Annotated in this window: 29 protein-coding genes; 21 read left to right on the top strand and 8 right to left on the bottom strand. The window is 71.4% G+C overall.

From position 1 onward, the window contains the following. The 4 genes from xerD (at position 1) to F0U47_RS19800 (ending at position 4,715) form a co-directional block, all read left to right on the top strand. The gene (gene xerD, locus F0U47_RS19815; RefSeq protein ID WP_188111440.1) at positions 1–942 is read left to right on the top strand and encodes a site-specific tyrosine recombinase XerD; all 942 of its coding nucleotides are present in this window, start codon (positions 1–3) and stop codon (positions 940–942) included. Continuing rightward, positions 935–3,469 carry a DEAD/DEAH box helicase gene (locus F0U47_RS19810; RefSeq protein WP_149752218.1) on the top strand — a complete coding sequence of 845 codons (2,535 nt, stop codon included), beginning with the start codon at positions 935–937 and terminating at the stop codon, positions 3,467–3,469. Before xerD ends, F0U47_RS19810 begins: the two co-directional genes overlap by 8 nt. Before the next feature lie 56 nt (positions 3,470–3,525). Beyond that, entirely contained in the window at positions 3,526–3,948 is a 423-nt protein-coding gene (locus F0U47_RS19805; protein ID WP_246159711.1) for a hypothetical protein, read from the top strand. Between the two features lie 92 nt (positions 3,949–4,040). Next, positions 4,041–4,715: a DUF6766 family protein gene (locus F0U47_RS19800; protein ID WP_149752217.1), complete on the top strand. Its 675-nt coding sequence runs from the start codon at positions 4,041–4,043 to the stop codon at positions 4,713–4,715. Positions 4,716–4,717: 2 nt separating this feature from the next. Here F0U47_RS19800 and F0U47_RS19795 read toward each other — a convergent pair whose 3' ends face one another. Genes F0U47_RS19795 through F0U47_RS19785 form a run of 3 tightly spaced genes read right to left on the bottom strand, consistent with a single transcriptional unit; the run spans position 4,718 to position 7,952 of the window. Beyond that, positions 4,718–5,830: a zinc-dependent alcohol dehydrogenase gene (locus F0U47_RS19795; RefSeq protein ID WP_223162839.1), complete on the bottom strand. Its 1,113-nt coding sequence runs from the start codon at positions 5,828–5,830 to the stop codon at positions 4,718–4,720. Then, positions 5,827–6,822 (bottom strand): Gfo/Idh/MocA family protein, encoded by a 996-nt coding sequence (locus F0U47_RS19790; protein WP_223162838.1) that lies wholly within the window; start codon positions 6,820–6,822, stop codon positions 5,827–5,829. The genes F0U47_RS19795 and F0U47_RS19790 overlap by 4 nt, the downstream gene beginning before the upstream one ends. Next, positions 6,819–7,952 (bottom strand): glycosyltransferase, encoded by a 1,134-nt coding sequence (locus tag F0U47_RS19785; RefSeq protein WP_149752216.1) that lies wholly within the window; start codon positions 7,950–7,952, stop codon positions 6,819–6,821. The genes F0U47_RS19790 and F0U47_RS19785 overlap by 4 nt, the downstream gene beginning before the upstream one ends. 418 nt (positions 7,953–8,370) lie before the next feature. On the opposite strand from F0U47_RS19785, the gene F0U47_RS19780 reads away from it, so the two are divergent. From F0U47_RS19780 to F0U47_RS19720, 13 genes are read left to right on the top strand one after another with little or no spacing between them, the layout of a single operon-like run. Next, positions 8,371–9,186, top strand: a complete 816-nt coding sequence (locus tag F0U47_RS19780; protein ID WP_246159713.1) for a ParA family protein — start codon at positions 8,371–8,373, stop codon at positions 9,184–9,186. Further along, on the top strand, positions 9,183–9,542 hold the full coding sequence (locus F0U47_RS19775; RefSeq protein ID WP_438362089.1) for a hypothetical protein: 360 nt from the start codon (positions 9,183–9,185) through the stop codon (positions 9,540–9,542). Before F0U47_RS19780 ends, F0U47_RS19775 begins: the two co-directional genes overlap by 4 nt. A 7-nt stretch (positions 9,543–9,549) precedes the next feature. After that, positions 9,550–10,386: a segregation and condensation protein A gene (locus F0U47_RS19770; RefSeq protein ID WP_246159710.1), complete on the top strand. Its 837-nt coding sequence runs from the start codon at positions 9,550–9,552 to the stop codon at positions 10,384–10,386. Further along, positions 10,376–11,005 carry an SMC-Scp complex subunit ScpB gene (gene scpB, locus F0U47_RS19765; protein ID WP_149752212.1) on the top strand — a complete coding sequence of 210 codons (630 nt, stop codon included), beginning with the start codon at positions 10,376–10,378 and terminating at the stop codon, positions 11,003–11,005. Before F0U47_RS19770 ends, scpB begins: the two co-directional genes overlap by 11 nt. Then, a complete protein-coding gene (locus F0U47_RS19760) occupies positions 11,002–11,754 on the top strand; it encodes a pseudouridine synthase (protein WP_281291022.1) in 753 nt (250 codons plus the stop codon). The genes scpB and F0U47_RS19760 overlap by 4 nt, the downstream gene beginning before the upstream one ends. 10 nt (positions 11,755–11,764) lie before the next feature. Then, a complete protein-coding gene (locus F0U47_RS19755) occupies positions 11,765–12,835 on the top strand; it encodes a prephenate dehydrogenase (protein WP_149752211.1) in 1,071 nt (356 codons plus the stop codon). 11 nt (positions 12,836–12,846) lie between these two features. Beyond that, positions 12,847–13,530, top strand: coding sequence for a (d)CMP kinase (gene cmk / locus F0U47_RS19750; RefSeq protein ID WP_246159709.1), 684 nt, complete (start codon positions 12,847–12,849; stop codon positions 13,528–13,530). Continuing rightward, the gene (locus F0U47_RS19745; RefSeq protein WP_149752210.1) at positions 13,527–14,246 is read left to right on the top strand and encodes a lysophospholipid acyltransferase family protein; all 720 of its coding nucleotides are present in this window, start codon (positions 13,527–13,529) and stop codon (positions 14,244–14,246) included. The genes cmk and F0U47_RS19745 overlap by 4 nt, the downstream gene beginning before the upstream one ends. Beyond that, positions 14,243–15,583 carry a ribosome biogenesis GTPase Der gene (der, locus tag F0U47_RS19740; protein WP_149752209.1) on the top strand — a complete coding sequence of 447 codons (1,341 nt, stop codon included), beginning with the start codon at positions 14,243–14,245 and terminating at the stop codon, positions 15,581–15,583. Before F0U47_RS19745 ends, der begins: the two co-directional genes overlap by 4 nt. A 48-nt stretch (positions 15,584–15,631) precedes the next feature. Beyond that, positions 15,632–16,210: a DnaE2-dependent mutagenesis accessory factor ImuA' gene (imuA', locus tag F0U47_RS19735; protein ID WP_149752208.1), complete on the top strand. Its 579-nt coding sequence runs from the start codon at positions 15,632–15,634 to the stop codon at positions 16,208–16,210. Further along, positions 16,207–17,859 (top strand): DNA polymerase Y family protein, encoded by a 1,653-nt coding sequence (locus tag F0U47_RS19730; RefSeq protein WP_149752207.1) that lies wholly within the window; start codon positions 16,207–16,209, stop codon positions 17,857–17,859. Before imuA' ends, F0U47_RS19730 begins: the two co-directional genes overlap by 4 nt. Positions 17,860–17,900: 41 nt before the next feature. Next, positions 17,901–18,533 carry a hypothetical protein gene (locus tag F0U47_RS19725; RefSeq protein WP_149752206.1) on the top strand — a complete coding sequence of 211 codons (633 nt, stop codon included), beginning with the start codon at positions 17,901–17,903 and terminating at the stop codon, positions 18,531–18,533. Between the two features lie 11 nt (positions 18,534–18,544). Beyond that, entirely contained in the window at positions 18,545–19,378 is an 834-nt protein-coding gene (locus F0U47_RS19720; protein ID WP_246159708.1) for an LLM class flavin-dependent oxidoreductase, read from the top strand. A 6-nt stretch (positions 19,379–19,384) separates the two neighbouring features. Here the strand turns inward: F0U47_RS19720 and F0U47_RS19715 are convergent, their stop codons facing one another. The 4 genes from F0U47_RS19715 to F0U47_RS19700 form a co-directional block, all read right to left on the bottom strand. Beyond that, positions 19,385–20,086 (bottom strand): MBL fold metallo-hydrolase, encoded by a 702-nt coding sequence (locus F0U47_RS19715; protein WP_149752205.1) that lies wholly within the window; start codon positions 20,084–20,086, stop codon positions 19,385–19,387. Between the two features lie 4 nt (positions 20,087–20,090). Continuing rightward, positions 20,091–20,981 carry a TIGR02569 family protein gene (locus F0U47_RS19710; protein WP_149752204.1) on the bottom strand — a complete coding sequence of 297 codons (891 nt, stop codon included), beginning with the start codon at positions 20,979–20,981 and terminating at the stop codon, positions 20,091–20,093. A 169-nt stretch (positions 20,982–21,150) separates the two neighbouring features. Beyond that, entirely contained in the window at positions 21,151–21,498 is a 348-nt protein-coding gene (locus F0U47_RS19705; protein WP_149752203.1) for a hypothetical protein, read from the bottom strand. Between the two features lie 80 nt (positions 21,499–21,578). Then, positions 21,579–21,953, bottom strand: a complete 375-nt coding sequence (locus F0U47_RS19700) for a hypothetical protein (RefSeq protein ID WP_149752202.1) — start codon at positions 21,951–21,953, stop codon at positions 21,579–21,581. A 185-nt stretch (positions 21,954–22,138) separates the two neighbouring features. Here F0U47_RS19700 and F0U47_RS19695 point away from each other — a divergent pair, with 185 nt between their 5' ends. Continuing rightward, positions 22,139–22,414 carry a YbbN family protein gene (locus F0U47_RS19695; RefSeq protein ID WP_149752201.1) on the top strand — a complete coding sequence of 92 codons (276 nt, stop codon included), beginning with the start codon at positions 22,139–22,141 and terminating at the stop codon, positions 22,412–22,414. 161 nt (positions 22,415–22,575) lie between these two features. Continuing rightward, the gene (locus tag F0U47_RS19690) at positions 22,576–22,812 is read left to right on the top strand and encodes a hypothetical protein (protein ID WP_149752200.1); all 237 of its coding nucleotides are present in this window, start codon (positions 22,576–22,578) and stop codon (positions 22,810–22,812) included. Positions 22,813–23,354: 542 nt separating this feature from the next. Here F0U47_RS19690 and F0U47_RS19685 read toward each other — a convergent pair. Next, positions 23,355–23,891 (bottom strand): hypothetical protein, encoded by a 537-nt coding sequence (locus tag F0U47_RS19685; protein WP_149752199.1) that lies wholly within the window; start codon positions 23,889–23,891, stop codon positions 23,355–23,357. A gap of 368 nt (positions 23,892–24,259) precedes the next feature. Here F0U47_RS19685 and F0U47_RS19680 point away from each other — a divergent pair, with 368 nt between their 5' ends. Beyond that, positions 24,260–24,685 carry a hypothetical protein gene (locus F0U47_RS19680; RefSeq protein WP_149752198.1) on the top strand — a complete coding sequence of 142 codons (426 nt, stop codon included), beginning with the start codon at positions 24,260–24,262 and terminating at the stop codon, positions 24,683–24,685. A 507-nt stretch (positions 24,686–25,192) separates the two neighbouring features. After that, on the top strand, positions 25,193–25,582 hold the full coding sequence (locus F0U47_RS19675; RefSeq protein ID WP_149752197.1) for a hypothetical protein: 390 nt from the start codon (positions 25,193–25,195) through the stop codon (positions 25,580–25,582). The last annotated feature ends 58 nt before the right edge of the window (positions 25,583–25,640 follow it).

Raw genomic sequence — 25,640 nt, 5'->3', positions numbered from 1 at the left:
GTGACGCCGGGACCGATCGACCGGGCGGTCAGGACCTACCTCGACCACCTCAGCATCGAGAAGGGTCTCGCCGCGAACACGCTCTCGTCGTACCGGCGCGACCTCCGCCGCTACCGCGAGTTCCTCGCCGAGGTCGGGCTGGAGAGCCTCGACGCGATCACCGAGACGACGGTGACGGAGTTCCTGGTCCGGTTACGTGAGGGCGACCAGGTGCACCCGCCGCTGAGCGCGTCGTCGGCAGCCCGGACCGTGGTGGCAGTGCGCGGGTTCCACAAGTTCGCCGTCGCCGACGGTCTGGCGACCATCGACCCGGCGGCAGCGGTGAAGCCGCCGAGCCCGGCCAAGCGGCTGCCGAAGGCGCTCCCGCTGGCCGACGTCGAAGCCATCCTCGAGGCGGCCGGCGCGCCGGGCACGACGCTGGCGCTGCGCGACCGGGCGCTGCTCGAGGTGCTGTACGGCACCGGCGCGCGGATCAGCGAGGCGGTCGGGCTCGACGTCGACGACGTCGACACCGACGAGGGTGCCGACGCGACCGTCCTGCTCCGCGGCAAGGGCAGCAAGGAGCGGATCGTCCCGATCGGGTCCTACGCGCGCGAGGCGGTGGCGGCGTACCTCGTGCGGGGCCGCCCGGCCCTGCTCGCCGAGGACAAGGGGACGCCGGCGCTCTTCCTCAACGCCCGCGGCGGCCGGCTGTCGCGCCAGTCGGCGTGGGCCGTGCTCGTCAAGGCGGCCGACCGCGCCGGGGTCACGAAGGACGTCTCGCCCCACACGCTGCGCCACTCCTTCGCCACGCACCTGCTCGACGGGGGCGCCGACGTCCGGGTCGTGCAGGAGCTGCTCGGGCATGCGTCCGTCACCACCACGCAGGTCTACACGCTGGTCACCGTCGACAACCTGCGCGAGGTCTTCGCGACCGCGCACCCGCGGGCCCGCAATGGGTGACGGACCGGACGAGGCGTACGACCGCGTGCTCGCCTACGCGAGCGAGCGGGGCCTCGAGCTCTACCCCCATCAGGAGGAGGCGATCCTCGAGCTGCTGGCGGGCAACAACGTCGTCCTCGCGACCCCGACCGGCTCGGGCAAGTCCCTGGTCGCGCTCGCGGCGCACATGGCGGCCATGGCCGAGGACCGGGTGAGCTTCTACACCGCGCCGATCAAGGCGCTGGTGAGCGAGAAATTCTTCGCCCTGTGCGAGGTCTTCGGCGCCGAGGACGTCGGGATGCTCACCGGTGACGTGGCGGTCAACGCGGACGCCCCGATCATCTGCTGCACGGCGGAGATCCTCGCCAACATCGCGCTGCGCGAGGGCGACCAGGCCGACGTGGGCCTGGTCGTGATGGACGAGTTCCACTTCTACGGCGAGCCCGGCCGCGGCTGGGCCTGGCAGGTGCCGCTGCTCGAGCTGCCCCAGGCCCAGCACCTCCTGATGTCCGCCACCCTGGGTGACGTCACCGAGCTGGCGGCGGACCTCACCCGCCGCAACGGCCGGGAGACGGCAGTCGTCGACGACGCCGTGCGCCCGGTCCCGCTCAGCTTCTCGTGGTCGCTGACGCCGCTGGAGGAGACGCTCGAGGAGCTGGTCACCACCGGCCAGGGGCCCGTCTACGTCGTGCACTTCACCCAGGCCGCCGCCGTCTCGCACGCGACCGGTCTCCTCGGCAAGACCCTGTACGACGCACGCCGGGACGTGAAGGAGCAGCTCGCCGAACGCCTGGCCGACGTCCGGTTCGCCGCGGGGTTCGGGAAGACGCTGTCCAAGCTGCTGCGCCGGGGGATCGGCGTCCACCACGCGGGGATGCTGCCGCGCTACCGCCGCCTCGTCGAGCAGCTCGCCCAGGCCGGCCTGCTCACGGTCATCTGCGGCACCGACACCCTCGGGGTCGGCATCAACGTGCCGATCCGCACCGTCCTGTTCAGCGGTCTGGCGAAGTACGACGGCCAGCGGCAGCGGGTCCTCAAGTCCCGCGAGTTCCTCCAGATCGCCGGTCGGGCGGGCCGCGCCGGCTTCGACACCGCCGGTTACGTCGTGGTGCAGGCGCCCGAGCACGTCATCGACAACGAGCGCGCGAAGGCGAAGGCTGCGGCGAAGAACGCTGCAATGAGCGAGGAGAAGCGCGCGAAGCGCGGCTCGAAGGCGCAGCTGAAGAAGCCGCCGCCGGGCACCGTCGTGTGGACCGAGCAGACCTTCGACAAGCTCGTCGACGGCCGGCCGGAGCCCCTGAAGTCGCAGATGAAGGTCGACAACGCGATGCTCGTCAACGTGGTCTCCCGCGAGGAGGACGCGTTCCCGGTGATGCGGCGGCTGATGACCGACAACCACGAGGACCGTCGCAGCCAGCTTCGGCTGGCGAAGCGCGCGGTACGCCTGGCCAGGAGCCTGGTCGCGTCGGGCGTGCTGACCCGGCTCGACGAGCTCGACGCGTGGGGCCGGCGCTACGTGCTGACCGAGGCGCTCCCGGTCGAGTTCGCGCTCAACCAGCCGCTGTCGCACTTCGCCCTCGCCGCGCTCGACGTCCTCGACCCCGACTCCGACACGTTCACCCTCGACACGGTGTCCGTGGTCGAGTCGGTGCTCGAGGCCCCCCGCCCGCTGCTGATGGCGCAGCAGCACGCCGCCCGCGGCGAGGCGATCGCCGCGCTCAAGGCCGAGGGCGTGGAGTACGACGAGCGGATGGCCCTGATCGAGGACGTCACCTGGCCCCGGCCGCTCGCCGACCTCCTCGAGCCCCTCTACGAGACCTACCGCGAGCGCCACCCGTGGCTGTCGCCCGATGCGCTCGCGCCGAAGTCGGTCGTCCGCGAGATGTGGGAGCAGGGGATGGGCTTCACCGACCTGGTCGGTCGCTACGAGATCGCGCGGTCGGAGGGCCTCGTGCTGCGCTACCTGTCCGACGCCTACCGCGCCCTCCGGCAGACCGTGCCCGACTCGCACCGGACCGAGGAGCTGGCGCTGCTCGAGGACTGGCTGGGGGAGACGATCCGGCAGGTCGACTCCTCGCTGCTCGACGAGTGGGAGGCGCTCGCTGACCCGGAGCACGCCGCCCGCGAGGTGCGCGAGCACGCCCCGCCACCGCCGCCGCGGCCCCTCACCCAGCAGGGGCGGGTGTTCGACGTGATGGTGCGCAACGCGATGTGGCACCGGGTCGACCTCGTCGCCCGCGACGACCTCGACGGCCTGGTGGCGCTCGACGCGGCGTCCCCGGGGGGCGAGTTCACCCGCGAGGACTGGGACCGGGCGATCGGGGACTACTACGACGAGCACGACCGGGTGCTGACCGACGCCGATGCTCGCGGTCCGAAGATGCTGGACGTCGAGCGTGGCGGCGGGACCTGGCGGGTCACCCAGACCCTCCACGACCCGGCCGGCCACCACGACTGGGTGATCGAGGCTGAGGTCGACCTCGCCGCCTCGGACGAGGCCGGCGAGGCCGTCGTCCGCACCCTGGGGATGCGCCGCCTCGGCGGGTGAGCGGAAGGCGGCGCGGTAGGGCACGGTCATCTACACGCTGTGCTAGACCTTGCGATGTGAAGCCGCTCCACCTCCCACGCGCCTGCCGGGCCGGGGCCGCCCTGGTGGGCGTCGCGGCAGTGACGGTGCTCGCCGGCTGTGGCAGCAGCCAGGACGGGGCCGTCGAGGACGCGGCGGAGGAGTTCTACGCCGCCCTGGCTGCACGGGACGGGGAGCGTGCGTGCGCCCTGCTCGCTCCGTCCACGCGCTCCGAGCTCGAGCAGGCGGCGCAGAAGCCCTGCCCGAGGGCGATCCTCGAGGAGCGGATCCCGGAGGCCTCCTCGCCGGAGGCCGTCGAGGTCTTCGGGAGGGCGGGCGAGGTCCGGTACGACGACGAGGTGGCGTTCCTGGGAGAGTTCCCGGACGGCTGGCGCATCGTCGCCGCCGGCTGCACGCCCCGGGACCCGCACCCCTACGACTGTCACGTGGCAGGAGGGTGACCATGCGTGTGATGTTCTTCGGCTACGTAGTGATCATCGTGGGCGGTCTGACGCTGCTCCTCGCCGCGGCCCTGAGGCACGGGTGAGCACGGATGCGTCGCTTCGTCCGTGAGAACTCTCTGGGCCTCGCCTTCGGCCTGCTCTTCGTCGTGGCGCTCGTCGGTCAGGCGCTCGCGGGGTGGCAGCAGCTCAACGACAGGCAGGTCGGCGAGCACCTGGACACGCTCGGGTTCTGGGAGTACGTCGCGTCCGCGGACTTCGCCGTGGACGTCGCGGAGAACTGGCAGAGCGAGTTCCTCCAGTTCCTCCTGTATCTCCTCTTCACGGTCTGGCTGGTGCAGCGCGGCTCCCCGGAGTCCAAGGAGCTGGGCAAGGAGGGCCGTGAGTCCGACCGGGACCAGCTCGTCAGGAGCTACGCGAGGAGGAACTCCCCGGCGTGGGCGAAGCACGGCGGCTGGCGCACCGCGCTGTACTCGACCTCGCTCGCCGCGGTGATGGCCGTGTTCTTCGTCGGCTCGTGGCTCGTGCAGTCGGTGGGCGGCTGGGCCGTCTACAACGAGGAACGACTGCAGCAGCTGCGGGACCCGATCAGCTGGGGCGACTACCTCATGCACTCCGACTTCTGGGCGCGGACCCTGCAGAACTGGCAGTCGGAGTTCCTCGCCGTCGGCTCGTTCGCCGTGCTCGCGATCTACCTCCGCCAGCGGGGGTCACCGGAGAGCAAGCCGGTCGGGGCCTCGCACGAGGCGACCGGCGTCGAGGGCTAGCGCTACGAGACGGTGAGCACCGCGGACACGACGTGCCGCCGTCGTCCGGCCACGTCGAGCAGCAGCCGCGGACCGTCGGAGAACGGCACGACGTCGGTGACCAGGTGCTGGCGGACCTCGTCACCGGCCCGCTCGAGCAGCCGGAGCGTCTCCACGGACAGCCGGGAGCGGTCCCACCACGGGGCCGTCCCGCGGGGGGTGCGCCCGATCTGCGCGCACACGAGCCGCAGCCCGTTGTGGTGGAACTCCTCACCGAGGCGGACCGGCTCGGCGCCGTCGGTGTAGAACGCGAGGTCGACGATGGGGGCCTGCGGTCGCGCCGCACGCAGGGCGGCTGCCAGCGCCCGCGCCCGGCCACGGCACTGGAAGACGACGTCGGCGCCATGGTCCGCCGGTCCGTGCCGCCAACGGCGTTTCAGGGCGAGACCAGGGTCGTCGTCGGCGTCGAGAGCCTCGAACCCGAGCCGCTCGGCCAGTGCCCGCCGCCGCGGGTCCTCGTCGATGACGACGACCTCGTGGGCGCCGTGCTCGCGGACGAACAGCGCTGTCACCATTCCGATCAGCCCCGCCCCGGTGATCGCCACCGCACGGTCCGCGACACCGGCGCCGAGGGACGTCACCTGGGGCCCGACGGCGTCGGCAGCGGCGTGGAGCAATCCGTTCGCGCAGATCGGACCCAGATGCGCGACGTACGTCCCCAGGACCGGGTCCAGCTCCGCCGGGAGGCGTACGACGTGCTCGCGGACCGGGTCGCTCACGTGCGCCGTCGCGTGCCCGTACGTGGTGGCCACGACGTCGCCGACGGCGAACCCGCGGGTCCGGGTCTCGGCGACCCGGGCGACCTCCATGTAGCCGAGCCGGCGCACCGGGTAGGTGCCGATCGGCACGCCGTCGGGTTCGGCGGGCCGGAACAGCCCGAGCTCGGCGTCGTGGAAGCGGCTGACCCCGGGATGGTCGCCCTTGACGAAGGTCAGCTCGGTGCCGGCCGAGACGCCGGTCGCCAGGGTGTGGAGCAGGAGCCCGCCGTCGGGGACCGGCGGGAGCTCCTCGGACTCGATCGCCACGTCGCCGGCGCCGCGGACCACGATCAGCTCGCGCTTCCCGTTGCCGGTCACGGCGTGCCCTCCGGATCAACGGCGAGCGAGACCGGCCGGCGCGTGCGGGCGGAGCGGGCGATCGCGCAGGCGAGGCGGTGGGACTCCAGGGCCTCGGCGTACGGCGTGCGCGTCCCCTCCCGCTCTCCGCGGACCGCCTCCACGAACTCCCGGTCGACGACGACCCGCGGATCCTCGTGGGGGGCGTACTGGGTCCGGGACTCGCCGTCGTCGACGACCAGGCCGGTCTCGCTCAGCTCCAGCACCACGCCGGGACCGAACGTGTGGAGCGCGGCCCGGTGCTTGCGCTGCAGGACGGACGTCGCCGTGAAGGTGGCCACCGGGCCGGCCGCGAACCGGACCGTCGCCACCGTGGAGTCGGCGATGTCGCCCCGGGTGGAGTCCGCGTCGGTCGGGACGGCCGGCCCCCGGCCCTCGACGGCGTAGACCTCCGTCGCCGGTCCCAGCAGGAAGCGCGCGAGGTCGAGGACGTGCGTCAGCTGCTCGATCACCTGCCCCCCGGACCGGCGCTCGAACGCCCACCAGTCGACCGGAGGTCGCTTGTCGAGCCAGTACCCCGCCACCGCGGACGGCCTCGCACCGTCCGCCATCAGCGCCCGTGCCCGGTCGAGCACGTCCAGGCACCGCCAGTGGTAGCCGGTGCCGGTCACGACGTTCCCGGCGGCGACCCGGGCGGCGACGTCCTCGGCGTCCGGGAGGTCGATGCCGACCGGCTTCTCCACGAAGAACGGCAGGCCGCGGGCGAGCACCGCCCGCTCGGGCTCGCCGTGGGCGAACGGGGGGACGCAGATGTAGACGGCGTCGGGTGCCGCCCGGTCCAGGGCCTCCGCGAGGTTGCCGAACGCCGGGCACCCGGCGCTCGCCGCGAGGTCCTCCGCGGCGGGCCGCGCCGGGTCGACGACCCCGGTGATCCGCACGCCGTCGATCCCGGCGAGGGTGGCGACGTGACGACGGGCGACGCCACCGGCGCCCACCATCAGGATCCGGGTCACGCGCTGGCCCCCTCCAGGATCTCCTCGTAGAGGTCGACGTACCGCTCGGCCATCCGCCGGGGCTCCCAGTCCTCGCGCAGGCCTGCGCTCGCCCGGGGGTCCAGCTCGCCGAGCCGCGTCAGCGCCTCCACGAGCTCCGGCTCCGTCGCGGCCAGGAACCCGGTCCGGCCGTGGTCGACCAGGCTCGGGTGCACGCCCCGCGGGCTGGCGACGACGGGGATGCCGCGGACGAGGGCCTCCACGACCGCCGTGGCGCCCGGCTCCGCCCAGCGGATCGGTGCGAGCAGGGCGCGGGCCGACTGGAGCAGCCGCTCCTTCTCCTCCCCGTCCACCCCGCCGACCCAGCGAGCGCGCTCGCCGTCGAGGTGCGGCGCCACCTCGTCGAGGAAGAAACGGACGTCCGCGTGGCTGCAGAGGCCGTCGTCGTGCGTGAGCCGCCCCCGGAGCTCCGCCGGGTCGTGGATCCCGGCGACCGGCCCGGCCAGCACCACCGGGACGCCCGCCTGCAGGCACGCGCGGACGGCGACGTCCTGGCCCTTGTCGCGGGTGATCCGGGCGAGCACGACCACGTGGTCGCCCGGCTCCGCCGTGACCGGGAGCGGTGGTGGCACGGCGAGTGGGATCACGTCGGCGATCTGGCGCTGCAGGTTGGCGGGCGCCCGCTCGACCTGGCTGCGGGAGACGGCGGCGAACCGGATCCGGCCCCGCCCGTCGAACGTCGAGTAGAACTCCGGGTGCTTGGCGAGGTCCCAGTGCAAGGTCTGGAGCGCGGGTGGGGCCTGGTCGCTCATCGCGGCCAGCATCGACGGGCCGACGACCTCGAGGTGGTCGTGGACGAGGTCCACCTCGGGGTGGGTCTGGAGGTAGCGGACCACCGCCTGCATGTGGGCGTGCGCGATGCCGGAGACCTGGTTGTAGGGGCGGGCCACGTGTTGCAGCTGGGGCTCGGACAGCGCCGCCAGGTGGTCGTCGGCCTCGAGCGAGCTCGTCGCGACCGACGCGAGCACCACCCGCAGGCCCAGGCTCCGCAGCTCCGGGACGAGGGTGGCGACGACGGTCTCGATGCCGCCGTACCCGGCCGGCGGCACGGGCAGCCACGGACCTGCGTTCATCAGCACGGTGATGCCCATGGCTCCCTCAGCCCCCGGCTCCGGGCGCGACCCTCCTCATGCCCGCCGTGGTACCCCCGAGTGCACTGCGTCAGACGGCAGGACCGCGTCCCCGCGTGTCTCCCCAATGTCGCCGTGTCGACATTGTTGACTGGAGGAACAGTTCAGTTCAGGGCGGTGGGGAAGCTGCCCGTGACGGCTCCGAGGTGACATTTCGATGATGGGTGGATTCTCCACAGGCTCCAGCGCTCCCGACATGCCGCCACGGGCACGAATCCCCGAGAGGAACCTAGAGATGGAATCGGCGTCCGACCTGCTTCCCTTCGCCCGGCCCGAGATGCCGATGGAGCAGACCATCGAGCAGACGGGTGCGCCGGAGACCCGCGCCGAGACGGCCCCGGTCCCCGACGACCGGCCGCTCGGCCCCACCGGCCGCCCGATGCCCGTGCTGCCCGACCCCAAGCCGGTCACCGAGCACGGCCCTGCGCGCGTGATCTCGATGTGCAACCAGAAGGGTGGCGTGGGCAAGACGACGACCACGATCAACCTCGGCGCGGCGCTCGCGGAGTTCGGGCGCAAGGTGCTGCTGGTCGACTTCGACCCGCAGGGGTCGCTCTCCGTCGGGCTCGGCCTCCACCCGCACGAGATGGAGCACACGGTCTACAACCTGCTGATGGACCGCACCACCCGGCTCGAAGACGTCGTCGTCCCGTCCGGCGTGCCCGGGATGGACCTCCTGCCGTCCAACATCGACCTCTCCGCTGCGGAGGTGCAGCTGGTCCACGAGGTGGCGCGGGAGCAGACGCTGCAGCGGGTCCTCGCACCCGCCATCGGGGCGTACGACGTCATCCTCATCGACTGCCAGCCCTCGCTCGGCCTGCTGACGGTCAACGCGCTCACGGCGTCCGACGGCGTGATCGTGCCCCTAGAGTGCGAGTACTTCGCGCTGCGTGGCGTCGCGCTGCTGAAGAACACCATCGACAAGGTCCAGGAACGGCTCAACCCCAAGCTCGAGATCGACGGCGTGCTCGGCACGATGTTCGACGGCCGCACCCTGCACGGGCGCGAGGTGCTCGAGCGGCTGGTGCAGGCGTGGGGCGACAAGGTCTACCACACGGTGATCCGGCGGACCGTGAAGTTCAGCGACTCCACCGTCGCGGGGGAGCCGATCACGTCGTACGCGTCCGACTCGACCGGTGCCGAGGCCTATCGCCAGCTCGCGAAGGAGGTGGCGCTGCGGTGTCTCGACGCGTGAGCCTGCCCACCGCCGACGACCTCTTCCGCCCCACCGCCGACCCTGACAACCCGGACGCGGAGCCTGCTCCGGCGGCTCCGAAGAAGGCGGCGGTGCGCGCCGTGCCGGACGCTCCGGAGCAGCCGGCGGCACCCAAGCGACCGTCCGGCCGGATCCGGCACGACGAGAAGATGACGGTCTACGTCACCTCCGAGGAGCTGATGGAGATCGAGCACGTCCGGCTGCTGCTGCGCGGCCAGCACGGCCTGGCCGTCGACCGCGGCCGGCTCGTCCGCGAGGCGCTGAGCCTCGTGCTGGCCGACTTCGAGGCTCACGGGGAGGACTCCGCGCTGGTCAGGCGACTGCGTGCGGAATGATGCGACGGTGACGTCGTCCTCTCCGTTCGAGGTGCGCCTCGACAACTTCGAGGGCCCCTTCGACCTGCTGCTCAGCCTGATCTCCAAGCACAAGCTCGACGTCACCGAGATCGCGCTGTCGCAGGTCACCGACGAGTTCATCGCCCACATCAAGAGACTCCCCGACGACGACAGCGTCGATCTGGAGGAGACCACCTCCTTCCTGCTCGTCGCCGCGACCCTGCTCGACCTCAAGGCGGCCCGCCTGCTCCCGCAGGGAGACGTCGAGGACGAGGAGGACCTCGCCCTGCTCGAGGCTCGCGACCTGCTCTTCGCGCGGCTGTTGCAGTACAAGGCCTACAAGCAGATCGCCGCGGTGCTCGACGAGCGGCTGACGGCGGAGGCGCGGCGCTACCCGCGGGCGGTCGGCCTGGAGGACCGGTTCGCCAACCTGCTGCCCGAGGTGCTGATCGGGATCGGCCTCGAGCAGTTCGCCGGCCTCGCCGCGAAGGCGATGCAGCCGAAGCCCGACGTCGAGATCACCCTCCACCACATCCACGCGCCCGCGGTCAGCGTCCGCGAGCAGGCGGCGATCGTGATGGAGCGGCTCCAGCGGTCCGGCACGATGACGTTCCGGGCGCTCTGCGGCGACTCGCCCGACACCCTGACCACGGTGGCCCGGTTCCTGTCCCTGCTCGAGCTGTTCCGCGAGGGAGCGGTGGCGTTCGAGCAGGTGACCGCGCTCGGAGAGCTCACCGTGCGCTGGACGGGCGCCGACGACGACATCGACGTGGACGACCTGATCACCGACGAGTTCGACGGCCAGCCGCCACTACCCGAGGAGGCATCATCCGATGACGACTGACGAGGCGCTCGCCGTGCCCCTCGCCGAGCTGCGCCCCGCGCTCGAAGCGGTGCTCATGGTCGCCGACCAGCCCCTCGACCAGAGGGCGCTCGCGTCCGCGGTCGGGTACCCCGAGGGCGAGGTCGTCGAGGCGCTGTCCGCGCTCGCGGCCGACTACGACGAGCAGGGCCGCGGCTTCGAGCTGCGCAACGTCGCGGGCGGCTGGCGGTTCTACACGCGGGAGGAGTACGCCCCGATCGTCGAGGCGTTCGTGCTCGACGGGCAGCAGGCGCGGCTCACCCAGGCCGCGCTCGAGACGCTCGCCGTGGTCGCCTACCAGCAGCCGATCTCGCGGGCCCGGGTCTCGGCGGTCCGCGGCGTCAACGTCGACGGCGTGATGCGCACGCTCGTCAACCGCGGCCTGGTCGAGGAGGCCGGGCAGGACGGCGAGCACGGCGCCACGCTCTACCGGACCACGTCGTACTTCCTCGAGCGGATCGGCATCGTCTCGCTCGAGGAGCTGCCCGACCTGGCGCCGCACCTCCCGGAGATGGCGGACATGGAGGACGAGCTCGCGGCCGCTGCGCAGCGCGACGCAGCCCCCGAGGTCCCGGAGCCGCCCGTCGAAGGCGAGAAGTGACCCGGGAGATCGAGACCGACGCGGACGGGCTGGTCCGCCTGCAGAAGCTGCTGGCCCAGTCCGGGGTCGCCTCGCGCCGCAAGTGCGAGGAGCTGATGCTGGACGGCGAGGTCGAGGTCGACGGGGAGGTCGTCACCCGGCTCGGCACCAAGGTGGATCCCCGGACGGCGGTCATCAAGGTCTCCGGCCACCGGCTGCCGCCGGTGAGCGACCACGTCTACCTGGTGCTCAACAAGCCGCGGGGCGTGGTGTCGACGATGTCGGACCCCGAGGGCCGGCGCACGATCACCGACCTGGTCGCCACCCGTCCCGAGCGCCTTTTTCATGTCGGCCGCCTCGACACCGACACCTCGGGGCTCCTGCTCCTCACCAACGACGGCGACTTCGCGCACCGGATGGCGCACCCGTCGTACGAGGTGGAGAAGACGTACGTCGCCGAGGTCACCGGTCGCCTCGCCAAGGGGACCATCGCCGACCTGCTCGCCGGCGTGACGCTGGAGGACGGTCCGGTGCGGGTACGCCGGGCGCGGGTGATCGACGCCGCGGCGAACCGGTCGATCGTCGAGCTCGTCATCCACGAGGGGCGCAACCGGATCGTGCGCCGGCTCCTGGAGCAGGTGGGCCACCCGGTGCGGCAGCTGACCCGCACCCGCTTCGGCCCGGTCGACCTCGGCACGCTCCCGGTGGGGGAGACCCGCGAGCTCACCAACGACGAACTCGGCGCGCTCCTCGAGAGCGCGGGCCTGTAGCCTGCCCGGCGTGTCTGACCTCCTCTCCGGACCGGTCGAGATCGTCGGAGCCGGGCTGATCGGCACGTCGATCGCCCTTGCCTGCCGGCGGGCCGGCGTCGACGTGCTGCTGTCCGACGCCTCCGCCGAGCACCTGCGCACGGCCTCGGGGCTCGGTGCCGGTCGGGCCAAGGAGCCCGGCGAGGTGGCGCAGCTGGTGGTCGTCGCGGTCCCGCCCGACCACCTCGGCGAGGAGATCGCGGCCGCGCTCGACGCGGCGGGGGAGGACACCGTCGTCACCGACGTCGGCAGCGTGAAGGCTGCGCCGCTCGAGGCCGTGTCCGGCCACCCGGCGGCCGCGCGCTACGTCGGCAGCCACCCGATGGCGGGCAGCGAGCGGTCGGGGCCGCTCGCGGCGTCCGCCGACCTGTTCACCGGACGCCCTTGGGCCGTCACCCCGCACGCCGGCGCGGCGGCGACCGCGGTCCGGCGGGTGACCGCGCTGGTCGAGACCTGCGGAGCGGTGCCCGTGATGCTCACCCCCGCCGAGCACGACAAGGCCGTCGCCCGCACCTCCCACGTGCCGCACCTGGTCTCCTCGCTCGTGGCCGGGACGCTCGCCGGCGCCGCCCCCGAGCACCTCGCACTGACCGGCCAGGGCGTCCGGGACGTCACCCGGGTCGCGGGCGGCGACCCCGCGCTCTACAGCCAGATCATCGGCGGCAACAGCGACGCGGTCGCCTCGCTCCTGCGCGAGGTCCGGGACCGGCTCGAGATGGCGCTGGAGGCCATCTCCGAGGGCGACCGGGTCGGTCTGGAGTCCCTGCTCGCCCACGGGGTGGCCGGCACCCGTGCCATCCCGGGCAAGCACGGCGGCCCGCTCCAGCCGGTCGCGGCGGTCCACGTCGCCGTACCCGACCATCCGGGCGAGCTGGCGCGGCTCTTCGCCGACGTCGGCGGCAGCGGGGTCAACATCGAGGACGTGCGGATCGACCACGACCCCGGCCGACCCGTCGGTCTGGTCGAGCTCGACGTCGCGGAGGGCCGCGCGGAGGAGCTGATGGGCGCCTTGGAATCCAAGGGTTGGGTGACTCACCGGTAGCATGGTCGCCTGTGGATGCAGGTGATCTGAGCTCGCTCGTGGTGGCCGTCGACGGCACGTCCGGCTCCGGCAAGTCGAGCACCTGCCGGGCCGTGGCGGAACGCCTCGGGCTGCGCTACCTCGACACCGGTGCGATGTACCGCGCGGTGGCCTGGTGGATGCTGCAGCACGACGTCAACATCTACGAGGTCGACGAGGTCGCCGCCCATGCAGCGACACCGCGCCTCGAGTCCGGCACGGACCCCCGCAACCCGACCATCACCCTGGACGGCACCGACGTGTCGGTCGAGATCCGTAGCGACGCCGTCAACGCGGCGGTGTCGCCGGTCAGCGCCGTGCCCGCGGTCCGCGCCCGGCTGGTCGAGCTCCAGCGGGCAGCGATCGGTGACGGTGGGATCGTCGTCGAGGGCCGCGACATCGGCTCGGTCGTGTGGCCGCAGGCGCAGCTGAAGGTCTACCTCACCGCCGACCCGGCCGCCCGGGCGGCGCGGCGCGCCCTCGAGGCCGGCTCGGCCGACGTCGCGGCGACCCAGGAGTCCCTGCTCAGCCGCGACCGGATCGACTCGAGCCGCGCGGTGTCGCCGCTGACGATGGCCGACGGCGCCGTGCACATCGACACCACCGACCTCTCCCTCGCCGAGGTGGTCGACCTGGTCGTCGGCCTCGCGACGGCGCCGGCGGACGTCTCACCATGAGCAGCGCCGCTCATCGGGAGCGGCCGCGCAGCGACGGAGTCCGGCACCCCACCCGCTGGCTGCTGCACGGCGGTCGCCCGATGTCCCGCTGGATCATCCGGAGGCGGTACGACGTCCGCGTCCACCACCCGGAGCGGTTCCCCGACCACGGCCCCGTCGTCGTGGCGGCCAACCACATCGGGATCATCGACGGGCCGCTGCTGGCGATCTTCGCGCCGCGCCCGGTGCACGCGCTGACGAAGGTCGAGATGTTCGAGGGAAAGCTCGGCGCGTTCCTCCGCATGACGGGGCAGATCTCGATCGACCGGTTCCGCGCCGACCCGCGGGCGGTGCGGGTCAGCCTGCGCGTCCTTCGCGAGGGCGGAGCGGTCGGCGTGTTCCCCGAGGGGACCCGCGGCAGCGGCGAGCTCGTGAAGTTCCAGCGCGGCGCGGCCTACCTCGCGATGGTGACGGGCGCGACCGTCGTACCCATGACCTTCATCGGCAGCCGGGAGCCCGGCGGCCACACCAACTCGGTGCCGGCGAAGCGGGCCCGAATCGACATCGTCGTGGGCGAGCCGGTGCCGGTGGCCGCCGTACCGTGGCCGAGGCGGCGCAGCGAGGTCACCGCACTTCGCGACGACCTGCACCAGCGGATGCTGACCGGGCTGAAAGAGGCGCTGGCCGAGACCGGACGCACCCTGCCCGGCCCCCTACCTTCAGGAGAAGTTCTATGAGTGAGCCCATGACCGACGGGGGCCCCGTCCCGGTCCTGGCAGTGGTCGGCCGGCCGAACGTCGGCAAGTCCACGCTGGTCAACCGGATCCTCGGCCGCCGCGAGGCGGTCGTCGAGGACATCCCCGGCGTGACCCGAGACCGGGTGTCCTACGACGCCGAGTGGAACGGCCGTGCCTTCACCGTGGTCGACACCGGCGGCTGGGACCCCGACGCGCGCGGGCTGGCGGAGCGGATCGCCGCCCAGGCGGAGATCGCGGTCACCCTCGCCGACGCGACGCTGTTCGTGGTCGACGCGACGGTCGGCATCACCGACGCCGACGAGGAGGTCGTGAAGATCCTGCGTCGCTCCGGCAAGCCGGTGGTCCTGGCGGCCAACAAGGTCGACGACGAGCGCACCGAGGCCGAGGCATACGGACTGTGGAACCTCGGGCTGGGCGAGCCGTTCGCCGTGTCGGCGCTCCACGGACGTGGCTCGGGCGACCTGCTCGACGCCGTGCTCGCGGTGCTGCCGGAGCCGCCGCCCGTCACCGAGAAGGAGTACGGCGGACCGCGCCGGGTCGCCATCGTCGGCCGCCCGAACGTCGGCAAGTCCTCGCTCCTCAACAAGCTCGCGGGGGAGGAGCGGGTCGTCGTCGACAACGTCGCCGGCACCACCGTCGACCCCGTCGACGAGCTGGTGGAGCTGGGCGGGCGACAGTGGCGCTTCGTCGACACCGCCGGGATCCGCAAACGGGTCAAGGAGGCGTCCGGCCACGAGTACTACGCCTGGCTGCGGACGTCGACCGCGATCGAGCGTGCGGAGGTCTGCGTGCTGGTGCTCGACGCGCGGGAGTCGATCGCCGAGCAGGACATGCGGATCCTCCAGGCGGTGCGCGAGTCCGGCCGGGCGCTGGTCATCGCCTTCAACAAGTGGGACCTGGTCGACGACGAGCGCCGCTACTACCTCGACCGCGAGATCGAGCGGGACCTGGTGCAGGTGCAGTGGGCGCCGCGGATCAACATCACGGCCCGCACCGGCTGGCACATCGACCGGCTGGTGCCGGCCTTGGACAAGGCGCTCGAGGGCTGGGAGACCCGCATCACCACGGGCGCGTTCAACGCGTTCCTCGGCCGGCTGGTCGCCGAGCACCCGCACCCGGTGCGCAGCGGCAAGCAGCCGAAGGTGCTCTTCGGCACCCAGGCGAGCACGGCGCCGCCGACCTTCGTCCTCTTCACGTCCGGCAAGCTGGACGCGGGCTACGAGCGGTTCATCGAGCGCCGGCTCCGGGAGGAGTTCGGCTTCGTGGGGACCCCGATCGTGATCACCGTGAAGCCGCGGGAGAAGCGCAAGCGCTGACCTCTGCCGAGGGCTTGACTGGTTCGAACATCTGTTCGAACATGGAGTGTGAGTGCACAGGTCGTCGAGCTGCTCCAGCGGCAGATCGAGTCCCTCCAGGGCGGGCCGACCCGGCTGACGGTCCCGGTCCACCCGGTGCTGGAGGGGCTCGTGCAGCTGCGTACCGGCGGGAGCTACGCCGTCGACTCCGCCTCGCTCGCGCTCGCCCTGGCGGCCGGCGCCTCCCGCGCCGGGGAGTGGGTGGGCTTCGCCGGCTGGCGCGACTTCGGCGCCGAGGCGGCGGCCCAGTGGGGCATCGACCTGCGCCGCACCGTGCTCGTGCCCGAGCCGGGCGAGCTGTGGCTCGAGGTCACCGCCGCCCTGGTCGACGTGCTCAAGGTCGTGGTCCTCAAGCCCACCACGCTGGTCGACCCCAAGTCGGCGTCGATCATCGATGCCCGACTCCGTGCCCGTTCCTCCACTCTCGTCGTCTGGGGGGAGTGGCCCCAGGTCGAGGCACGGCTGAGCGCCGAGCGGGTCGCGTGGAGGGGTGCCGATCGCGGCCGTGGCCGGCTGGATCGACGCGAGCTGAGGGTCGCCGTCACCCGCAGTGGGCGGCGATCGGCGAGGGACCTCGTCGTGCCATGAGAGTGCTCGTCGCGTGGTGCCCCGACTGGTCGGTCACCGCCGGACTGTTCGAGCTGGCCGAGACCGGCGAGACAGGCGAGACCGCCACGACTGCCCTGGGCCGGCGTCCGACGAGCGACCAGCCCGCTGCGGTCCTCAGCAACAACGTGGTCGAGGTCTGCAACGCGGCGGCACGCGCCGACGGCGTACGCCGCGGCCAGCGCCGACGCGATGCGCAGGCACGGTGCCCCGAGCTCGTCCTGCTCCCCGCCAACCCGGAGCGGGACGCCCGCTACTTCGAGCCGGTGCTGGCCACCGTCGAGGAACTGCGGCCCGGGGTGGCTCCGATCCGGCCGGGGCTGTTGGCGGTGCCCGCTCCCGGGCGCTACTTCGGCGGCGAGTCGCACGCCGCCGCACTCGTCGCCCAGCACCTGGTCGACGCCGGCGTGTGGGACTGCCGGCTCGGTGTCGCCGACGACCTGTTCACCGCCGAGCAGGCGGCTCGTCAGGCGGAGGTCCAGGACAGCGTGGTGGTGCCACCGGGGACGTCCGCGACGTTCCTCCAGTCGCTCCCCGTCCGGGTCCTCGCCGACGCCACCGACGGGGGAGAGGAGGGCAGGGCACTCGCCGACCTGCTGCGCCGGCTCGGTCTGCGGACCCTCGGCGACTTCGCCCGGCTGTCCGCCGCGGAGGTGAGCAACAGGTTCGGCTCCTTCGGGCTGAGCGTGTGGCAGCGGGTCCACGGCGGCGCGCCGACCGCGCTCGGCTCCCGGACACCACCGCCGGAACTCGCCTGCGAGATCGGGTTCGAGCCGCCTCTGGAGTCGGCGGAGGCGGTCTGCTTCAGCGTCCGCACCACTGCGGAGCGGTTCGTGCAGGGGCTGGCCGCACGTCAGCTGGTGGCGGTCGCCGTACGCATCGAGGCGGAGGCCGACGGCGTCGTGACGTCGGCACGGACCTGGCTCCACCCCCGCTGCTTCACCTCGCGCGACCTCGTCGACCGGGTGCACTGGCAGCTGCAGGCCGGGATGCCCTCCTCCGGCCTGCGGAGCCGGCAGGACGCAGGCTCGGTGCGGGCGCCGATCGAGCGGGTCCGCTTCCTGCCAGAGACGGTGGAGGCGGCGGCCGACCATGCGGACGGGCTGTGGGGCGGCGGTGCTGACGAGCAGGTGACCCGCGGCGTGGCGCGGATCCAGGCGATGATCGGGTTCGACGCCGTGCGGACGCCGGTGCTCCAGGGCGGGCGGAGCGTCGCTGACCGGCAGGCGAGCGTCCCCTGGGGCGAGCGGTCGGTCGGGCTGCGACCGTTGGACCGCCCGTGGCCGGGGAGGATCCCAGGGCCGGCGCCGGCGCGGGTCTTCTCCGTGCCCCTGGCAGCGGACGTGGTCGACGAGTCCGGCAGGACGGTCGCGGTGACCGAGCGCGGCATGGTGACCGGTGAGCCGTGGCGGTTCCGGATCGACCCTGTCGATGCAGGGGCCGACGTCGCCGTACGCCGGTGGACGCCGGTGGCGTCCTGGGCCGGTCCGTGGCCGGTCGACGAGGCGTGGTGGCTGGCGGACGGGGGAGCCGGTCGCTCCGCCCGGTTCCAGGTCGTGGGTGTGGACGGCCGGGCATGGCTGCTGGTCTGGCGGGCCACCGGCTGGGAGGTGGAGGCCGGCTACGACTGAGCAGTAGTGTGCGAGAGACCCGCACATCCAGGGAGGCAGCGATGGCCCCGAAGACCCCGTCCGTGGACCTCACGCTCGTGACGAAGAACCTCAGGGCCCTGCAGGGCGCCTTGGAGCACAGCCTGACCATCCAGCGTGCCCGCCTCCAGGAGATCGTCGACGACCTGGTCGCGCGGGGCTCCCTCTCCCGCGCCGATGCCGACCGGCTCCTCAACCAGCTCCTGGTCAGCAGCAAGGACTACTCGCAGGCGCTGCTGCAGGCGCTCGACTCGATCACCACCGACGCGCGCAAGAGCCTCGGCGGCGGCATTGCGCCGGTGATGGCGACCGCCGGCAAGACCGCCGGCAAGATCGCCGAGACCGTGAGGCAGGCCCCGCGGCTGGTCGGCAAGCAGTCGACGACGACCCCGACCACCGCGCCCAAGCGGACCCCGAAGCCAGCCTCGAAGCAGGCGCCGAAGACCGCATCGAAGGCCGCGTCCAAGCCGGCGGCGAAGAAGGGGACCGGCGCGACCGACCCGATCCCGGGGTACTCCGACCTGACCGTCGCCGAGATCAAGCCCAAGCTCACCGGCCTGAGCCCGGCGGCGCTGCGGAAGGTTCGTGACCGCGAGCGGGCCGGCAAGGCGCGCAAGAGCGTCCTCGCGGACATCGAGAAGCGACTCAAGGGTTGAACCTCCATGTCGTGCTCTGGCCGATCCAGGACTGGCCGGCCATGGCCGACACCTGGCGGCGGGCGGAGGACCTCGGGTTCACCGGCGCCTGGGTCTACGACCACCTCGCCTGGCGCGGTCACTCCCCGTGGGACGACGCCTACGCCAGCCTCGCCGCTGCCGCTGCGGTCACGTCGTCGATCCGCCTCGGCACCCTCGTCACCTCTCCGAACTTCCGGACACCGGTGCCCACCGCCTCGGCGATCCGCACGATCGACCGGATCTCCGGGGGCCGGCTGACCCTCGGCATCGGCGCCGGCGGCAGCGCGCACACCTCCGACGGCGACGTGCTCGACCGCGACTGGACGCCACGAGAGCGCGCCGACCGGTTCGCGGAGTGGGTCGACCACCTCGACGCGCTGCTCACGGGTGAGTCCGTGTCGGTCGCGGGGGAGTACTGGTCGGCGCGCGGCGTGACCATCTCGCCCGGGCTGGTGCAGCAGCGGCCGCCGTTCTGGATCGCCGCCGGCGGGCCGCGCGGCATGCGGCTCGCCACCCGTCTCGGTCAGGGATGGATCGTCAACCCCGAGGGCGACGCCCCGGCGGACGACGTGCGCCGGCTCGTCGAACGGATGGCGGAGACCTGCGACGCGGCCGGAAGGGACTTCTCGGCCATGCCGTGCCTCCTGCTGACCGGGTTCACCGGCGAGCCGTGGCTGGAGTCCGCGGCGGCGTATGACGACCTGGCCGGCCGCCACGCCGAGATCGGGATCACCGACGTCGCGGTCCACTGGCCGCGACCGGGCACCGAGTGGGACGCCGACATGGAGGTCTTCGAGGAGATCGCGGCACGCGCTGCCTCCTAGCTGTACCTAGCCCCGATGGTCAGGTGCCCACACGGCAGCGTCGTGGGCGAAGACGACGCGCTTCGGGTCGAAGGCGAGCAGCCGCTCCATCCAGTCCGGCGCGAGCGGGAGCGGTTCGACGTGGCCGAGGTCGCGCGCCGATGCCGCCAGCGCGTCGGCGCTCCAGGCCGAGGCCGTGTCGTGCGACTGCCCGGCGAGGACGAGCGAGCCGTCCTCGCACTCCACGACCAGCGACTGGTGACCTGCCACATGGCCCGGCGTCGGGATCACGTGCAGGCCGGGCAGCGCCTCGGTCTCGCCGTCGATCTCCTGGTAGTTGCTGCCGCGGTGGTCGAGCAGGTGGTCGAAGGTGTAGTCGCCCGCCCGCGCCGTGGCGAGCTCGCCGCGCTGGGCCAGGATCGGCGTGCTGCCGAGGAGCGGGTTGCCGCCGCAGTGGTCGAAGTGCAGGTGGCAGTTCACGACCAGGTCGAGGTCGCCGACCTCGACGCCGGCAGCGGCCAGCGCCTGCTGGAGCGGGACGCGGCGCGGGCGGTACCACGCCTCCGTCTCGGCGTCGCCCTCGCCGATCCCCGTGTCGAGGAGCACGAGCCCGTGGTCGTGCCGCACCAGGTAGCCGTAGACGCCCTCCACCCGCGGGTCGCCGCCGGTCTCCTCACCCGGGCGGACGAAGCTGCCGAGCGTGATGCGGCGTACGTCGTCGGTCCGCATGGCATCAACGTACGTCGGCCCGCGCCAGAACGGCCTCGACGACGGGTCGTGCGCGCTCGAGATGGGTCACCAGGCTGCCCATCAGCCGGTCGCGGGAGGCAATGATGCCGGTAGGGCCGAGGCGGTAGAGGAGGGCGCGGACCAGCAGCTGGGGCCAGTCCGCACCTGTCTCCCACTCGTCGAGCAGGGCCAGCGGTGCCCCGCGGAAGGTGACGGCGTCGGTCACGGCGATGGCGTTCGCCATGCCGACCGGCCGGAAGTACAGCGGCCAGTCGATCACCGCCGGCGGGAGCCCGTCGGCCGCCAGCACGTTGGGGAGGATGTCGCCGTGGATCGGCTGTGCCGGACTGGTCACCGACCGCAGACGGGCGAGGAGGCGGTCGATCAGCTCGCAGGTCTCCGGATGGGGCGGCGGGTCCGCGTCGTCCCAGGCCAGCCGGTCGCCGTACTCCCAGGGGTCGATGCGGTCGTCGAGGAAGGCCGGTCGGGGGACGTCCCTGAGGTGGTGGTGGAACGCGTCGCTGGCCTCCCGGACCAGGCCGAGCTCGGTGGTGAGGTCGAGGTCGCGACCGGGCACGAAGACGTGGGCGCCCCACCCGTCGACGGACCATCCGCCGTCGCTGCTGCCGTGCGGAGCCACCGGCTGCGGCACGCGCACCTCGGCGGCGTCCCACCCGTCGTACACCTCGCACACCCAGTCGTGCTCGGGCCGGAAGCCGACCGGCTTCAGGACGAGACGACCGTCGGTCCAGTTGAAGCCCATCCCGCCCGGCAGCCTGCGCAGCGCGTCCTCGTCGACCCCGAAGGCACGACGGGTGCGGCAAGCTGGGCCACGGCGACGCCAGTCGAGCTCGGCGTCGTCGTAGAGGTGGACGTCGTCGGGGGAGAGGGTCATCGGCGGTCCGAGGTACGTGAGATTCCCACCGCGCCACCGTATTCGAGCGCTCGACGATGGTCGAACGTCGCGCCGAGGGCCAGGTCGTGGGGTCGGACCTCGACCCTTGACGCAGAGTGGAGCCAGTAGCGTGCGGCTCCGCGCACGCAGGGCGGCAATAGCGGACGTTCTATTTGATGGTCCCATCCCTGTTCCAGCGCTGCATTACGCCGAAGTCAGGTTTGGAGTACACGCCCTTGCCGATCGGGACGCCGATCATCTTGTAGACCCGAACCTGCTGCTCTGGCTGCCCAGGACAGGTCGCGCGTTGCCCGACTCCCACCCGCCTGCCAACGCGAACCGTCCCGTCCTGCCGGCCGTGGCGAAGATTGACCGCGATGTACTCGCGTCCGTCGAAGGCGATGGTGGCGGCCATGGAGCAAGAGGCCATGCTCTGTTCTTCGGAGTCGCAGCCCAGCGCAATGAGGGGCAGCGACATCACCCCGATGGCCACAGGCAAGCGAAGTCGCATGTTCATCGGACGCCATGCTTCCTGGCGCGGTTCCATTCGATCGCCATCCGGCCAAGCGAGCGCGCAGGGCGGCAGTAGCGGATGGTTCAGGGGCTGCCGTGAAGCCTGCGGTCCATCTCGCGCGCGACGGATTCAGACGCGCTCCAACGCTCGGCTTCGCTCACCTGTAGCGAAGCGGGCAGATTCTTCTCAGGCAGGCGGCGAGTACGACCGCATGGACGGGGGCGGCCTTCAAGGTGCTCGATCGCAGCGAGCAACACCGCGGGCATGACACCACTCGGACCGCCTGGCCACAGGCGTGTCGCGTCACCGCTCTCATGCAAGGCCCCCGCCCGCTCGCCGATATCCGCGGCTTCGACGGGAGTTAGGTCGACGGCACGGATCGCCAACTCCGGCTCACCGAAGCGCCACAACTCCCGAGCGATCGAGACTGGCGGAATCGTGATCACGAAGCGCCCCATAGGCAACAACCTAGCCGCAGCGGTCCGCCCGCAACTCGGCATGAGGGCGCACGCTGCGGCAGTAGCGTGCGGCTCCGCGCACGCCGTGCGGCAGTAGCGTGCGGCTCCGCGAACACCCAGGGCGGCAGTAGCGTGCGGCTCCGCGCACCGTGGCGAACGATCCCGGCGCCTGGCAAGATCCGAGGGTGGTCGATCTGATCTTCTTCACGGCGTCGTGGGCGGAGCGGATTTGCGGTCCATACCGTTCAGTTGTCTCGGACGTCGCCAGTCGGATGGGCCTTGGGGTCGTCGAGGTGGACTGCGACGTCGATGCCGATTCGGCGCGGCGCTACGCCCTCTTGAACATTCCCGCTGTCGTACTTGAGGGGGATATGGAGGGTGTCGTCCTCGGCGCTCTTGATGCCGAACGCCTCGAAGCCAGGTTGCGAGAGCGGCTCGATCATCACGAGTACGACTGCTGAGTCGGTCGAGGGGCGCTGAATCTGACCAGGCTCCTAGGCAATGAGCGCAGGCTGTGGCCGGTCGGACAGCCCGCCTCTCGGCAGAAGCGCGTGCACGGTGCGCGAAGTTGCCGAGTAGCGGGCGTTGCTCCGCCTACGCGGCAAGGGAGAGACTGCGAACCATGCCAGGCGAACCAGACCCCGAAGTGCTGACCCTCGACCAAGCCTTCCGCGCCGCCTTCGTCATGGCCGACCAGTACCTGGAACTTGAACGCGAGCCAGATGAGGGGTTGATCTTGTTTCGCCAGTACCTGCAGTCAGACCCCGCGCGGTGGGACGACTGGAAGGCGGCCGTTCGGCGGGTGCTGAATGATGACGCGGGCACGGATCCGCTCACCGAGAACCTTCACCGGGAGTGACCGCTACTGCTCGCGTCGAGCGCGCGCTCGTGCCGAGGGGAGGGCAGGCCCTCTGTGGAGCCGAGGGAACCTTTCGCATCGCATTGTCGTCATTTGGTTGTGCGAGGACTAGGCACTCTGCCCATAGGAATCGCGGGGATCCTGCTTCTCGGATGCTCGGCGGGCGATGGCGAGCCTCCCCGAACCGAGGTGTCGCCTCCATCTGGTTCGGCGTCCTCTGCAGACCTCGTCGAGCAACCGTCCGAAGGACGGCAAGTCACGCTGGAAGTGGGGCATTGCTTCGTCGAACCGCTCCGAGTCGGTGGAAAGACGTGGGTCACCAGACGCCCCTACATCGGTTACGGCGGAGGGATACCTCGTCGCTTCACGCCCGAGGGGACGTTCGTTGTGTCGAGCGCAACCGAGGCGACCTTCATTGCGGACGGGGTGCCGAAGTTCGTTTCAAGGTGGCACCGAAACCGTTGCCCCTTCGGGGGTGTCGCTAGGTCCATGGCGCCCGCTACTGCCGCGCCGAGTGCGCGATCGTGCCGAAGAGCGGGCGGTCATTCTGCCCAGTCCACCGCGTACCGCTCCCGGAGGGCACTGACCTCCTGTCGTCCCTTCTCGGTGCCAAACGACAGCCAAGAGAGTGCTTCGGAGGTCTCGGAAAGCATGCCCTTGGGTGCGCAGGTGATGGCCAACTCTAGGTCCGACTCCTGCACGATCCACCAATGTCGAGGCTCGTCCCAGAGCAGCAGGCGTCCAAGCGACCCGTGGGTGTCCCAGACCCACTCCTCGAACGCCCGACTGTGCGCCATGGCCGCTGGCGGAACGGTGACAGGAAGCAACGGAATCTCGAACTCCACATGCGTCTCCGTGCCGTCAGGGTCACGGGTTGTCCATCCGTCCATCACCGGGTGCTCGTCGATCCTGAGTGAGAGTGCGGGTCCCGACCGCAAGGCACGCCACTCGTCATCCTCGAACAGCAACGAACCGAGAACGATGCCACTCTCACGAAACGTCACGACGCATCCGGGCAGAGGGTCCGGCCATCCGTCCGAGAGGACGAAGGGCAAGACTTCATCGGACGGTGCAGGCATCGAACAAGTTTGGAGCGTCGCGCGAACGTAGGCAATCGACCAGCGATGCGCGGTATCCGAATTTTCGAACGCCCATTCCAGAGCTTGTCGCTCTCGCCGACCTCCTGGAGGCAGAGTTCACCGCTCCGAGTCCGTGGGAGGACCTACGCGACTCGATCGATGGCGACTTCTTGTACTTAACGATGAGCTACGCAGAAGGTCCAACCGTCCAGGTTTCATCGCTGCCAGAGCTGCAGGACTCGGCCTGGTTGTCTACAGCCCAATCGCTGAGGACTTCGTTTAGCGAATCGGCCAAGCACTTCACTCACGAGCCACCCGTTATCGCCACCCTGCGTGCGCGGTGACCACCGAGGCGCCATGCTGCTGGCATGTCCGTCGAACGCGACCGTGCAGTGCTTGAGGAGATTGTTCGCGCGGTTGTCGAAAGGCACGAGGAGATTCGATCGGAATGGCAATCGCCGGGTTCGGCCTGGTCAGCTCACGTCCGCCTTCACAGCGACGAAGGGCGGGCCTGCGACCTGCTGACCGGAGCAGAGTGGCAGGAGGTCCGGTTCGAACACCGGAACCGCTCTGCGTTCATCCTCACCACGACTGATGAAGATGACGTACGCGATGCGCTTTGCCGACTCGCGCAGGTCGCTGAGGCGTACCTGCTCGGCCGTGGCCGCGTCGAGCACCGAAGGGGCATCTTCGGCCGACGCTCGGTGCTCGTGTTGCCGACTGCCGAGGGTGAGTGGCGGATCGGCAAGCGAGCCTCGAACCCACCGCCGATGGCCGGAGGCGGCTCGACCTGAGCGCCCGATATTGCCGCCCTGCGCGCTCGGGCGAGTACCGGTCGTCGGAACCGCTTGCGGGCAGACTGCGTCCCATGGACATGACGCGAGCCGTTCAGTCGATCGTTGCCGCGCTCGCTTGCGTGAGTCTCAGCTCGTGCTCGGGCAGCCCCAGCGACGACGGCGACTGCGTCAGCCACTACGACCACGTCGCCAGCGCTCCCACGTGGGCTGGTCTTAAGAACCGGATGTTGGATGCAAGGGACTGGGGTCGCGTCGAATCGATTCGGATCCAAGCGCAAGGCGTCGACGTGGGCGCGGGCGATCAAGACGCGGTGCGGGTGGTAGACCTGCTCGGCCGAAACGGACGTCGGCGCATTCAAGTCGATGTCTGGCGCACAGATGCGGGCGCTTGGCGTGCTGGCGCCTGGAGTCAGTGCATCGACTAACTGCCACTGCACGCTACTGCCGCGTCGAGCGCGCGCTCGTGCCGAGAAGAGGGCGGCTCGCGGTCCTAAGGTGGCATCCGTGTCCGCGATCGACAGCACCGATGACGACTTTCGCGTGTGCAGCATCTCGCTCGATGAACTCGTGAGTCTGCAGGAGAGTGCCGAGCAGAATGGCTTTGCGACGCGATGGACGTCCGTCCACGCACTGCGGGCTCAAGTTCGTGACGCGCCGATCCTGCTCATGACCTTCCTGCGCGAGGAACGCTTCCAGTCGCTGCGGGCATACCGGTGCCTCTTGCTACTCGATGTGGCGACGCCGGACGAGGCCACGACCTTCGTGACTTTCGATATCGCCCCAGAGCGACTGGTCAGGTTGCACAGGCTGGATCGGGACGACGACGTGCGCGCTGCGCTTGCACGCATCTTGGGTGCCGCCTTCCGGAGGCTGGACGCTAGAGCAAAGGACTGACGAACCGCCCGCTATTGCCGCAGCTCGTGCGCGGTCATGCCGAGTAGAGGGCGCTGGA

The sequence above is a fragment of the Nocardioides antri genome, assembly GCF_008373765.1.
Lineage (GTDB): Bacteria > Actinomycetota > Actinomycetes > Propionibacteriales > Nocardioidaceae > Nocardioides > Nocardioides antri.
This window is presented reverse-complemented; position numbering and strand designations above follow the sequence as displayed.